This window comes from Mediterraneibacter flintii, assembly GCF_055387595.1.
The window spans coordinates 730,699-744,038 of sequence record NZ_AP031405.1 but is presented as its reverse complement, the minus strand read 5'-3'; the positions used below and the strand labels follow the sequence as shown (position 1 = coordinate 744,038).

The following is a 13,340-nucleotide window of genomic DNA, read 5'->3' as shown; positions in this document are numbered from 1 at the left end:
CCTCCTTTTCCCGTCTGCTGCCAGCTAGAAATCCAGCAGCAGACTAGGCCTCCTCTGATATATCTGTTCTAATGAAAATAACAACATATTTATATTATTTCTGTACCTGTTCCTCAATCCATTCCATAGAATATTCATCCATCATAGACTGTAATGTCTCTGCATTTAGTTCTGGATTATTTGACTGTAGCAGAGAGTTCAGGTATTCCTCTGTATAAACATCTCCTACATGAGACAAATCTGAGCCAAAATACTCTTCATAGACTTTACACTCTTCTGCACTCGTCAGAAAGATATATTTCTGCTGTACTTCAACGTAGGAATCAGAAAGCGGTGTCCCAGCCACTGCATTGTAGCACAATGCCAGGCTGTACAAAGCATCCGGTGCCATTCCTCCGATCGCTACTGCGAGTGTTTCATTCTCGAATGCCTCTTCCATACCGGTAAAGAAGTCTCTTGTTGCCAGCTTTACTCCTGTATTTGCAAGAAGTTGTACGGATGCCTCCGCAATTCCCTGAGAACCTGCACCTGCAAGTACTAAGTCCATATCCGGATATGCATCCAGGAAATTCTCCAGATTGGAAATCGTTACGTTTGCATCTCCCTGATCGGAAATCGTATACTCTGCTACTTTGTCCACCCCGTACTCTTCCATACCATCATTGAATCCAGCAGTAACCTGCTTTTCAAAGGGAACAGTCGGCGAATTATAACCGACGCTGGCTTTTTTGCATCCCTGCTCTGATGCAATCTTCACCATCTCTTTTGCCGCATCATAGTCTGCTTCATAGCACATACCTGCAAAATACGGATTAGCAGTTACCTGCTTGCGGATATCTTCATCTATAATGTCGCGGCAGCAAAGAGAGAAGTATACTTCGGCATCCTCACACATTTCCGCTGTTTTCTGTGTAACCGTATCTGCCAGAGGAATAATCACAATCCCATCTACGCCTGCTGAGATCAGATTTTGTACAGAATTAAGCTGTGTATCATTATCAAGTCCGCCTATTTCCCATCTCACATTTACTCCCCAGGTTTTCGCTGCTTCGTTTACCAAAGCATACACAACCGAACCCAGGCTGTCTGTCTTACTGTAAAAAACAACACCGATCGTCTTATCTCCTCCATTATCCATATCTTCTGATTCCGATCCAGAAGCAGTGCTTTCTGCTGCGCCGTCCGCAGCCACATCATCTGTTGGATTTCCCGAACCACAGCCCGTAAACATAACCGCCGTCAGGCAAAGTGTTAAAATTGCTGTTACCATGCGTTTCATTACTTTTTTCATTTTCTTTTTCCTTTCTTTTTCTAATTCAATCTTGCATTTTTATTTACAGGTATATTTTTTTACAGAATAGCATTTCTGTCTTTGTTTTACACTGCAACAGCATTACTATTCCTGTCATATGTAAAGTATACAAATAAGATAAACACCACACCTCTTATAATATTTACAAGATCAGGGCTCACTCCCCAGATTGCCAGTCCATTGCTCAGCATATAGAAGGAAAATGAGCCGAGCAGAACACTGTAAAGCCGAAGCCGTGTTCCTCCTGACAGCGGAGTTCCTCCAAGCACTACCGCAATCAATGTATATACTTCAAGGTTTTGACCGCAAGTGGAGGAAACACCTCCTGACCGGATCAAGGTTAAAAATGCACATATCCCTATGCAGATTCCACTCATCACAAATGCCAGTGTTTTATATTTTGCCACAGATACGCCGCTAAGCTGGGCGGCATCCTCATTGGAGCCAATCGATTTATTGTAGAGTCCGATCTTGGTATGCTCCATCACAATATAGCCAAGTATAAATACAATCAGTACCACTAGCGCATAAAATCCAGAAAAATTCAGTTTTGTAAATGAGACCGGTGCATTCATAACCACCACTGCTGAAAGTGTCTGTGTCATTCCTTTCCCCAAAATCATAACGCACATACCGACAACAAACGCGGGAACATGCATCTTTGTGTGTACAACCGCACTGATCAGGCTCAATAGAATTCCAACGATAATTCCTACCGGAATCACAAGAACTGGTGAAATCTTTCCCGCCATTGCCGCCGCCATACAGCTTATTGCCGTTGCTCCGCCGAGGGAAAATTCCAGATTTCCATGCGCCATTACAAAGGAAGCGCCTACGCCCAGCACACTTACCAAGGATGCCTGGATAATCAATGTCTCTATATTAGAAACTGTAAGGAATCTTCCTCCCGTAGTCAGACTAAAGAGCAGGAAGATAAGAATAAACCCCATAAACGGAATCGCTGCTTTTAGATCAAATTTTTTTATCTTCATCTTTTTATCCTCTTTTACATTTACAGTTTATGTCATCTGTCATCAAATCATCTTTTCGATAATCTTCGTCTCGGTCAATCCCTCAGACCTGCTGAATTCACCGGTGATACGGCCATCCCGCATAATAAGTACACGATCTGCCATTCCAAGTACTTCTGGCATTTCTTCTGAGATCATGATCATGGATCTGCCCTCTTTTTTCAGCTCTGACATAAGATCATAGATTGCCGCTTTTACCCCAATGTCAATTCCTCTGGTCGGACAGTCCATAATAAAGATATCGGAGTCATTCGCGATCCATTTTGCCACAACGACTTTTTGTTTATTTCCTCCGGAAAGCTCCTTCGTCAGCTGTGTAATTCCACTCATCTTTACGGAAAGCTTCTTTGCATTTTCTTCTGCCAGCTTTTTCATCTTTCTCCGGCTTACTAACCCCTTTACTTTCAAATGATCCAGGGCAGGAAGCGTAATATTATCCTGAATACTTGCTCCTAAAAACATTGATTCCCTGTCTCTGTCTTTCGGCATATATCCTATACCATTTTCAATTGCGTTGGTTGTATTATGGATCACCGCTTTTTTCTGTGGAAGTCTTACTTCCCCTTTATCCAGCTTCACCCCTCCAAAGAGCCCTTTTGCCAAATCGTGCATTCCTGAATCTGTCAGTCCGCATATCCCCAAAATTTCTCCTTTATAGAGTTTAAAATTTACATCTTCAAATTTTTCACCATAAGAGATATTTTCTGCCTCAAGTACTACCTCTGTACTATGCGTTTCCTCCTGATCTTCCCGGTAATAGTGTCCTGCTAATTCACGGCCGACCATCAGTCCCCGCATTTTCTCTACATTGATGTCATCTCCTGCCAAAGTATCTACGTAATGTCCATCTCTTAATATTGTCACACTGTCACAGAGCATCACCAATTCATCTAAGTCATGGGAGATAAAGATCACTCCCCGCCCTTCCTGGCTGCTGTTTTTAATAATTTCATAAATCTGATCTCTGCCTTTCTGTGACAAAGCTGTCGTTGTTTCATCCACTATCAGCAAATCTGGATGCATGTTTAATGCCGTTGCTACTTCGATTAGCTTTCTGTCTTCAAAAGAATATGCTTCCACAGGATCGGTTGGTTTAATATCTGTAATTCCCATGTTTTCCAGCGCTTTCTTCGCCTGTTCCGCCATCTCTTTACGCCTTACAACGCCTCTCCCAAAGGAGGCTTCTTTTCCCAAAAACATATTCTCCGCAACACTCAATCCGTTAATCGTACCGGATTCCTGAACAAGAATCCCAATTCCCTTATTTCTGGAATCCAATAGAGATGTCGGTTTATGGGGTTCTCCCCTATACCACATTTTTCCTGTATCCGGTTTATTCACTCCGGTGATCATGGATACAAGGGTTGACTTTCCCGATCCATTTTCCCCGATCAGCCCTCTGACCTCCCCTCTTCGTACTTCAAGGTGAACGTCTGTAAGCGCCTTCGTATTGCCAAAAGTCTTACTGATTCCCTCCACCTTAACCAGTATTTCTCCATTCTTCTCTTTCATCTCTTACCACACTCCTTTAAACGAACAGAATCCATCTTCCGCCATAACTGTTGTTCCGTTGATTGCAGATGCTTCCTCCAGTGACAAGAGATGAAATATCCCTGCAATCTCTTCTGGCTCTTCCACTCTGCCTTTCATATGCAGTTTCTTTGCTTCTTCTTCAATAGATGGATCCATTAGTCGTGTCCTGACTGTCGCCGGCGCCACTGCCGCACAGCGAATTCCATATATCCCCAGTTCCTCCGCGAAAACCTTCGTTACCAGATTCACTCCCGCTTTTGCCGCATGGTATCCCACACTTACATTTGTCGCCATAAAGCCACAGATAGAACTGGTATTTAAGATGACGCCTTTCTTCTGTTCTTTCATATGTCTTCCTGCATAGACAGACATGTAGATCGTCCCCAGGAGATCTACCTGGATTACTTCTTCCACTTTTTTCAAGTCAGCTTCTAAAGGCGTCTTTAGCTCTCCTACAATCCCGGCAATATTGCAAAGTACATCAAGCGTTCCATATTTCTGTACGGTCTGTTCTACTACTTGCCGGCAATTTTCTTTATTCGCGACGTCCAATCTAAAATACGCAGCTTCGCCTATTGCGTTCAGTTCTAAAAGAGCTTTATTTACTGTCTCTTCGTCATCTATACTGGCAACTGCCACACGGTTTCCGTATTGGAGAAATTTCTTTGCCACAGCAAGACCAATCCCGCGCGTACCGCCTGTTATCAATACAACCCTGTTCTCTTTCATCCTACTGCTCCTTCCTGACACATTTTGTCAAATACAGAGCGCTGTCCGCGCACCTTCTTCAATCGCTGCATAGGCTTTTCTGACACAGACTGCATCTCCTATCCGTATTACTTTACATTCACTTTCCTTCAGTTTTTCTGACAGTGGATCGAAAGGCTTTGAACCGACTGCACTGATTACTTTGCCGATATTCCTTCGCTTTATTTTTCCATCTGGAGTTATACAGGAAACTGTTCCATTTTCTATGTTCTCTATCCGAGTAGAAGTAAAAATGTTTACCCCTTTTTCTTTCAGTTCGTCAAAAAGGAACTTCCTTACCCCTTTATTCAAATCTTTCCCTGCTGCCTGCTGCATCTCAACCACATCCACATGATAGCCGCGGGAAGCAATATAGAGCGCCGTTTCCAATCCTACCATGCCGCCTCCGATAATCAAATTTGTCTGTGCCGGTTCTTCGGTTCCATTCAGAATATCCATTGCCTGTGTGATTGGCATGTCCGTACATTCAAGGGAAATTTCCGTAGGAATTGCACCGGTAGCAAGAATAACAACCTCTGGGGCAGCCTCTTTAATTCTTTCTAAAGTTGCCTCTGTATCTGTCCTGATATCCACTTTGTATTTCCTGTTCATATTCATAAGATATGCAATTCCTTTTGCCATTTCGTGTTTTCCCGGTGGTATTGCAGCCAGCCTTAATTGCCCTCCGCACTGGGCGTCCTTCTCAAACAGTGTCACCTTATGTCCTCTTGCGGCAGCCACCCATGCCGCCTCAAGTCCTCCCGGGCCGCCGCCCACGACAAGTACCTTTTTTGTTTTTTCTGCGGGTGTAATCTCTAATATACCTTCATGTCCTGAAAAAGGATTGGGCATACAGGATATGGCCTTATCCCCGGGGATGACGCCTTCTGTATAAAAACAACGCGAAATGCATCCCACGCATGGTACAATCTCATTTATTCTTCCTTCTTTTATCTTATTGGGCAGTTCCGGATCCGCAATCGAAGCTCGTCCAAACGATACAAAATCTGCTGTCTCTTCTAATGCATATTCTGCCAGTAATGGATCTGTCATCCTTCCAACACAAATCACAGGAATATGTACTGCCTGCTTTATTGCTTTTGCAGCTTTCAGGTTAAATCCCCCTGAGAGAGCCGCCGGCCCGATCAGCCAGGGAATAGAGGCAACTGTTCCAGTAGATACATGAATGGCATCTGCTCCAGCTCGTTCTAACTCTTTTGCAATAACCATGCTCTCTTGAAGAGACAGACCTCCCGGAATCCTCTCTTCTCCGCTTATTCTGCATGAAACTGGAAAATCGCTGCCACACGTCTCTTTTACGGCTCTTATGATTTCTTTTGCAAACCGGATTCGGTTAAGGAGGTACCCTCCATACTCATCCGTTCTTTTATTTGCACTTCCTGAAAGGAACTGCGCTATCAGGTACCCGTGACCGCATTGAATTTCCACTCCGTCCATCCCTGCTGTTTTTGCGCGGAGCGCAGCTTTAGCAAACTTTTCTGTCAGGCCTCTTATCTCATCTTTCCTTAGTTCTCGAGGGATTCCTTTCCCCTGCAGTAAAGACGGGACTGCGGATGCCGACACAGTCTGCCTGCCTGTAATTTCACTGGTCGTTTCACGTCCAGGATGCTGTAATTGAATAAAGATTCTGGAACCTTCCCTGTGAACAGCCTCTGCCAGTTTTTTCATCTTAGGAATAAATCTGTCATCATATAGAGATAACTGTCCTTTCTTTGCCATTCCATCCGGATAGTCTACAGATGTATACTCCGTAATAATCAACCCAAAACTGCCCTTCGCCCGCGCCGCATAATATGCAATAAGACGTTCACTGACTTCTCCGTTTTCTTCCGTCATACCGCTGTCCATCGGAGGCATAACAAATCTGTTTTTTAATTCCAGCCGGCCAATCTTTCCTTTGTGAAATAGATTCTCATACATGTCTTTGTGCTCCTTAAATTTCGTCCCATTTCTCCCCTTCATCTGCTTCTAAAAGTTCTACAAATGTCGTAATTTCAGAACGCATATCCATATATGCATATTGTCCATTCTTTGGCGAATCCGGCCATGTACCATATTGTACTAATTCTGCATTGTTATTTTGCTCTAAATCTTTTATTGCCTCCTGTATATTCTCTGTCTTAAACGCCAGATGATGGAGTCCCTCTCCATTTTTCTCAAGACATTCTTTCCAGACGGAGTCTCCTTCTCCATACGGGGATACCAACTCAATCTGAATATTCTCCAGATTAAATAACGCCTGATGACAACGTCCATAACATACTTTTCCATGAAGTTTCTGTCCTGTCACCTCTGCTTTTTCTGTCACACCTACGAAATCCGCTTTCCTTCCCAGAAATTTTTCGAAAGCTGCAACTGTTTTCTCCATATCTTTTACCATAATTCCGATTTGTCTGATCTGCGCGGTTCTAATTTTTGCCATTTTCTTTTCCTCTTTTCCTTGTCTTTATTACTCTATCAACGATCTTTCTGCATCCGCCCTCATTGCGGTTCCAAATGTAGTGGAATAGTATCCGGATCTTAAAGGTTGGAAATTACAATCTGTAGTCATTTGGTATACCTTTCCTTCTTTTGATGCCTGTTCGATTCCAAGTAGAATTTCTAATGTGTGGAGAGCAAATTCCTTGCTGCATCTGGCTGGTCTTCCCATACGTATTGCCCATGCCATTTCAGCAGCCCCGACTCCACGGTGTCCATAGGTTTTTTCAAAAGACGTAGGGTCATCTAAAACAGCACTTCCATCATATCCGTGGGTAAACGGGAGTACGCATGCTTCTTTTGTTTCTCTTTGCAGTTTTACTTCCCCATAAAATGTATTCGGATCTCCCAGAGTCAATATTCCCTCCGTCCCATAAATCTTAAGTACCGGCTGTTCTCTGTTAATACTCATTCCATTCAAATGTAATGTTCCCACTGCACCATTTTTAAACTGCATTGCTCCCGCAAGAAGATTATCGCCTTCTAACTGCCATCCTTCTTCCTCGCCTCCCGTAAACAACAATTCCTTCTCATGGAACGGCGCTTTCACAGAGAAGCCACTCACCGCTTTTACCGGCCCCAATAGACTGACCAGTGCAGCCGCATAATACACACCTACATCTAGCGGAAAAGCACCTCCGCGATCCTTCTGTATGAAATGAAATAGCTCTGAATTCAAAATCTGATTCCGATTGATAGATGCATAGCAAGAAGTTACTTTCCCTATCCATCCTGTGTCGATCGCTTTTCGTGCAGTCTGGAGCCCCGCACCGAGTACAGTATCTGGCGCTGCTCCCAGATACAGTCCTTTTTCATTTGCCAAATTTACCAATTCTATCCCTTCTGCCATTGTCACTGCAAGGGTCTTTTCTGAAAACACATGTTTTCCTGACTCAAGCATCTTTTTTGACACACTGTAATGCGCGCCTGGTCCGGTCAGATTTACTGCAAGTTCAATTTCATCAGATGAAGAAAGTTCGTCAAGCGTCATTACCTTTGGCACTCCGTACATTTTTGCTTTCTCTTGTGCATTTTCTTTCCGCACATCACATAACGTTGTAAGATCGATAATATGAAAGAGATTCTGTAAATTACGGATGTAAATATTACTTATCATGCCACATCCTATAATCGCCGTTTTTACTGGTTTCATTGCTCTACCCTCCTTTTTAGATTCACATGCTCCATTTTTTCTGTATTTTTGATACACATGTCCCATTCAGAAGCAAAATAAAAATACCTTACGATACTTTTATTTTGCTTTTAATGCAGAAAGCAAAAGTTCTGCCTGTGTCTCCAGCATCTCTCTGCCATATTTCATTTCATTTCGGTATATGTTCTCTCTTGGCAGGATACGCTGTGCCATTGCGATACAAGAATTAACCAGTGTATATACCATCAATTCAAGATTTTCAACCGGACATATACTCCCATCTTGAACTCCTGCTGAAAGACTTTTTAGCAGCTCCTGTCTCCCTCTGTTTTGTATCATCTCACGCTCAAATTTTATCCCCTCTTCTGTTTCTGGAATAAACCGTGTATAAAAATAATCAAAATCCCTCATAAATGTGATTTCATTTACATTATTTTCCATATATGCAATCTGCGATCTCAGCTGCCAGGATAATGCTTCATATCCGTTCGCAAACTTCATTCGCGGAGGAATAATAGCAGCCTCCATAATTCTTATCACAGACTCATTTGTCAGGACAAAAAGTATCGCTTCCTTTGACGCAAAATGCCGGTATAACGTACTCCTGCTACAGCCTGACTCCTTGCAGATATCTTTCATCTCCACATTCGCAATCCCGTTTTGGGAAAACAAACGCCTGGAAATAGCCAGTATCCTCTCATTTGTTTCTTTAAATTTTTCTGTCATAGACTCTGTCTCTTTCATTTTCTTTTAAAATACTCCTTTAAATGCTGTGTACCCGTCATCCGCCAATAAAACAGACCCATTGACTGCAGATGCTTCCTGCGTTGTCATTAAATAAACGGCATCTGCCACCTCTTCCCCTGTGAGCAGCCGTTTTCTGACGTGCAGCTTTCGACCTTCTTTCTCCCATTCGGATGAATTCATTCCTGTCTTCACCCCTCCCGGCGCAACAGAAATACAGCGTACGCCAAATGGAGAAACCTCCTTTGCCAGGATCTTCGTCGCCATATCTACACTACATTTGGAACAGTGATACCCATAATCGGAAGCGGTAACCATTGAGCCACTAATGGAGCTGATATTTATAATAGCGCCGGATCGTTGTTTTTTCATATAATCTGCCGCCAAAGTAGACATCATAACTGTCCCGAAAAAATTGACGCGCATCGTTTTTTCCAAGTCGTTAAAATCCGTCTTTGACGGAGGAACTGCTTTCCCTCTCACTCCTGCTGCATTGACTAGGACATCCAATCGTCCATATTTATTTATAACATATTTTATCAATTGCTTACAACTATCCCTGTCACTTACATCCAGATAACCATATTCAGCACATCCGCCCGCTTTTCTTAAGGCATCCATCGCTTTCTCCACCTTCTGTTTTTCATCCAGGCTGGCAGCGATCACACAAAAACCTTTCTTTATAAATTTCTTCGAAATCTGGAATCCAATTCCACTCGTTCCACCAGTAACCAGGATTACTTGTGCCACAGACATTTTTACTGTCACCTCGCTTATAAATAGCTTTCTATCTCTATTCCTCTTTAAACTCTCCTTCTATAAAAGGTCCATATTCATAAAAAAATTTGCTGAAACGCCACTCTCCATTCTCTTTTCTCGCCTGAATACGCCAACGCGAGCCAACAATATCTTTCTTTTCTGTCTCTTTGGTAATCGTATATGGCGGCTGAATCATTGTGCTGTCCATATGGTACATGACAATATCGGCTGTATCTCCGTGTACCTCAATAGATTTTACTCTTCCCATATGTTGGCAGCGCCTCGAGCCTGATTTATTCAGTTTTAAAACATTTGTGATTCCACGCTTATCATGGATCCCAAGAGGCGGCAGATATGCAACAACATCATCTGTCCATACATCTTTAAATAATCCGAAACTATCCATGTCTATCGCAAAACAATACTTATAAAATAATTCTTCTATCTGCTCCTCATCTGTCCCGATATTCTCTCGATTCTGAATCACATACCAGGGAGCATCATACTCTGCACAGATAGAATTAAGTCTGGTGCCAAAATAGAATCCATTTTTATCGATTATCGGCTTCCAATTTTTTACAAAGGAAAGATCCCCTGTCCCTTTCACAGTAATAAAGGAACCTGTCTCATCCCTGGTTAAAATATTGGCATCATCTGTCAGAAGATCAAAGCGGATACTGTTCATCTGCCAGCCTGTTTCCGTCTTGACCCAACTGTTGGCAAACATTCCATTGAAGCAATAATGTGCATATTCCTTTCCTGAGCTGTCTGAAAGAAGCGCTGCTATACCTGCTATTTGCTGCGCCTTATTTCCTTCAATGAGGCATACATAATTATTGATTAAAAACCTTGCATATGTAGTCTTTCTTGTCCTCTGTTTCAGATTATGCTTTAAAAAGTCCCTGCTGCACGCTTCTCCAAAAATGCTAAAATTGGCGTATGTATCTTTTGCCACCACGCTGTCAATTTCATCAACTTCAGTCGTCTCCCAAGCCTTCACAAATTTTTCAAATGCACATTTAATTTGCTCATAATCACTTTTGGACTCTATCATTGTTCTTCCTTCATGCTCTTTATTTTTTACTTCACTCATTAAATTTCCCTCCATTTTATTTTGAAACACGTGTCCCTTTTTGTAATTATAATATATCTTACGCAAATATTAGTCAATTATCATAATACAACAATTTTCCCTCTTATTTTTTATATATTTTCACAATACATTTTTTATATTTTCGTTATTTTATATAATTTTTCAGTTTTATTTTTATGCATAATTATGTTTTTATTTTTAGACCTCACCTTCAAAATAATATATGTGTCCCATGTTAAATTGTATTTAGAAACTTTACATTATCTAAAAAAATTCTTTTTAAGCATAAATATGCTCCTCATACGATAGTATTTCATATTCCCATTACCTATCATATGAGGAGCATACCATGCTCGTACTTTATCGTTATAAACTTTTCAAAACATTACTTATGTCCAAACTGCAGTTCCTTTTGTTTTTCCCTGCTTCCCAAAACATGTTCAGCGACATCTTCCACTGTTACCTGTTCTTCCTCCAGCACAGCATTCATCGCACACTCCAGGATTGCATCATTTAGAGACAACATTTTATCATCCAGCTCGGAAACCATCTGTGCACACTCTTTTAACTCCCGGCTTATATATTCCGGAGCATTTCCTTCAAACTTATAATAAATCTTATGCTCCAGACTCGCCCAGAAATCCATCGCTATGGTGCGAATCTGTATTTCTACTTTCGTATCCACCACACTGTCCGAAAGAAAAATCGGTACAGACACCAACATATGGTAGCTTTTATAACCACTCTCCTTCGGATTTTTAATATAATCTTTAATAGAAAGAACCTTTAAGTCGCTCTGATTCCCTATCATTTCAGCCAGGCGGTAAATATCCGAGGTAAAAGAACAAATCAGGCGTACCCCCGCAATATCATTGATATATTTTACCATATTTTCTATAGAAGTCTCATAACCATTTCTTTTTAACTTCTTTACGATACTTTCCGGAGTTTTAATTCGGGTCTTTATATGTTCGATCGGATTATACCTATGTACATGCTGAAACTCTTCGTTTAATATTTCCAGCTTCGTTCCGACTTCCTTTAATGCTGCATTGTACAGGAAAATGACTGTTTTCCAGCTATCAACATCTTCATAATTTCTCAATGCATCCTGAATCTGCTGTTCACTTCTCACCTTGGGGCTTCCTCCTTTCCTGCTTTGTTCAGTATACCATATTTTACCCTTTCTGTCACAGAGTTCACTCTTTTTTTATAAATCTATATGTAACCGTTCAGCCACACAGTGTGCGGGAAGCATAAAACATGCTTGCATGTTTTTGCGAGCGTACATCTGTATGAGCTTAAGCGCCCATCAATGAGTAAAACGGTGGCGGCAGCCACGATAAGCACGCAGTGCGGTTTTACGAATGGCGCGGGCTGAACGGTTACATCCACATCAGTCTGTAAGTCTCATATCTCCATACCGGATCCACTTTTTCTTACGCATAAACTCTGAAATAAACAGCGTCAGAACTGCCGGAAGAATAAATTGAATAAGAAGAATTTTTACAAATACAACCATTGCAGGCTCACTGGCAGTCATAACCTGCCATGTCATGATCGGCCCTACCAGACCGGCAGTCCCCATTCCGGAACCTGTCGCATTATTCGTCATATGCAGAAGCATAGTCCCCACCGGACCCAATATCGCACTGGATAAAATCACAGGCAGCCAGATAACAGGCCGCTTTACAATATTGGGAACCTGTAACATAGAGGTTCCAAGCCCCTGTGCCAGCAAGCCGCCCACCTTATTTTCCCTGAAGCTCGCCACAGCAAAGCCAATCATATTACAGCAGCAGCCGACTGTTGCCGCCCCTGCCGCAAGACCGGACAAATTTAAAATGACTCCCAGCGCCGCAGAACTGATGGGCAGGGTTAATATCATCCCCATAAGCACAGACACGACAACTCCCATCAAAAAAGGCTGCTGCTGTGTCCCCCAGTTAATCAAAGAACCAAGCCACATCATAAATTTGGATATAGGCGGCCCTAAAAACAGACCCACAGCCGTCCCTGCTCCGATACAAACCAGAGGAGTCAAAAGAATATCCAGTTTTGTTTTTCCCGAAATCAAGATCCCGATCTCAATCGCAATATATGCCGCGATAAAAGCTCCGAGTGGTTCTCCGGGGCCTGTAAGGACAATACTACCGTCTTTTAGCACACTTCCGGCAAGCAGCTTGTCTGCAAAGGCGCCTGCCATACCTACCACAGCCGCCGATATAATTACCAACTGCGGCGCTTCTAATTTTCTTGCCACACCGATTCCGATTCCTGCCCCAGTCAGCGCTGCGGCCACTTTGCCGATAAGAAAGATGAGGTTTCCTGTTTCTCCGCCCATAAACGTACCGGCCTGCTGAATGATCGTTCCGATAATTAAAGTAGCGAACAAACCATGTGCCATTCCACCCAATCCATCAATAAAAATTCTGTCTAACAGCTTTTTCATCTCCATGCACTCCCTGT

At 42.4% G+C, this 13,340-nt stretch carries 12 protein-coding genes; all 12 read right to left on the bottom strand.

Annotated features, from left to right (window positions below; genetic code table 11):
• Positions 1 to 94 precede the first annotated feature (94 nt).
• Positions 95 to 1,291, bottom strand: coding sequence for a sugar ABC transporter substrate-binding protein (locus ACZ5C4_RS03495; protein WP_464519818.1), 1,197 nt, complete (start codon positions 1,289 to 1,291; stop codon positions 95 to 97).
• 86 nt (positions 1,292 to 1,377) lie between these two features.
• Positions 1,378 to 2,304, bottom strand: coding sequence for an ABC transporter permease (locus ACZ5C4_RS03490; protein WP_464519817.1), 927 nt, complete (start codon positions 2,302 to 2,304; stop codon positions 1,378 to 1,380).
• Between the two features lie 42 nt (positions 2,305 to 2,346).
• Complete coding sequence (locus ACZ5C4_RS03485; protein ID WP_464519816.1) at positions 2,347 to 3,855, bottom strand: sugar ABC transporter ATP-binding protein; 1,509 nt, start codon at positions 3,853 to 3,855, stop codon at positions 2,347 to 2,349.
• A 3-nt stretch (positions 3,856 to 3,858) separates the two neighbouring features.
• Positions 3,859 to 4,605, bottom strand: coding sequence for an SDR family NAD(P)-dependent oxidoreductase (locus tag ACZ5C4_RS03480; RefSeq protein ID WP_464519815.1), 747 nt, complete (start codon positions 4,603 to 4,605; stop codon positions 3,859 to 3,861).
• 27 nt (positions 4,606 to 4,632) lie between these two features.
• Entirely contained in the window at positions 4,633 to 6,564 is a 1,932-nt protein-coding gene (locus ACZ5C4_RS03475; protein ID WP_464519814.1) for an oxidoreductase, read from the bottom strand.
• Positions 6,565 to 6,577: 13 nt separating this feature from the next.
• Complete coding sequence (locus ACZ5C4_RS03470; RefSeq protein ID WP_464519813.1) at positions 6,578 to 7,066, bottom strand: VOC family protein; 489 nt, start codon at positions 7,064 to 7,066, stop codon at positions 6,578 to 6,580.
• Positions 7,067 to 7,093: 27 nt separating this feature from the next.
• On the bottom strand, positions 7,094 to 8,275 hold the full coding sequence (locus tag ACZ5C4_RS03465) for a Gfo/Idh/MocA family protein (RefSeq protein ID WP_464519812.1): 1,182 nt from the start codon (positions 8,273 to 8,275) through the stop codon (positions 7,094 to 7,096).
• A gap of 99 nt (positions 8,276 to 8,374) precedes the next feature.
• Positions 8,375 to 9,019, bottom strand: coding sequence for a TetR/AcrR family transcriptional regulator (locus ACZ5C4_RS03460; protein WP_464519810.1), 645 nt, complete (start codon positions 9,017 to 9,019; stop codon positions 8,375 to 8,377).
• 6 nt (positions 9,020 to 9,025) lie between these two features.
• Positions 9,026 to 9,775: an SDR family NAD(P)-dependent oxidoreductase gene (locus ACZ5C4_RS03455; protein ID WP_464519809.1), complete on the bottom strand. Its 750-nt coding sequence runs from the start codon at positions 9,773 to 9,775 to the stop codon at positions 9,026 to 9,028.
• A 37-nt stretch (positions 9,776 to 9,812) separates the two neighbouring features.
• Positions 9,813 to 10,871 carry a nuclear transport factor 2 family protein gene (locus tag ACZ5C4_RS03450; protein ID WP_464519808.1) on the bottom strand — a complete coding sequence of 353 codons (1,059 nt, stop codon included), beginning with the start codon at positions 10,869 to 10,871 and terminating at the stop codon, positions 9,813 to 9,815.
• Positions 10,872 to 11,256: 385 nt separating this feature from the next.
• Entirely contained in the window at positions 11,257 to 12,006 is a 750-nt protein-coding gene (locus ACZ5C4_RS03445) for a GTP pyrophosphokinase (protein ID WP_464519807.1), read from the bottom strand.
• 261 nt (positions 12,007 to 12,267) lie between these two features.
• Positions 12,268 to 13,323 carry a PTS sugar transporter subunit IIC gene (locus ACZ5C4_RS03440; protein ID WP_464519806.1) on the bottom strand — a complete coding sequence of 352 codons (1,056 nt, stop codon included), beginning with the start codon at positions 13,321 to 13,323 and terminating at the stop codon, positions 12,268 to 12,270.
• Positions 13,324 to 13,340 lie beyond the last annotated feature (17 nt).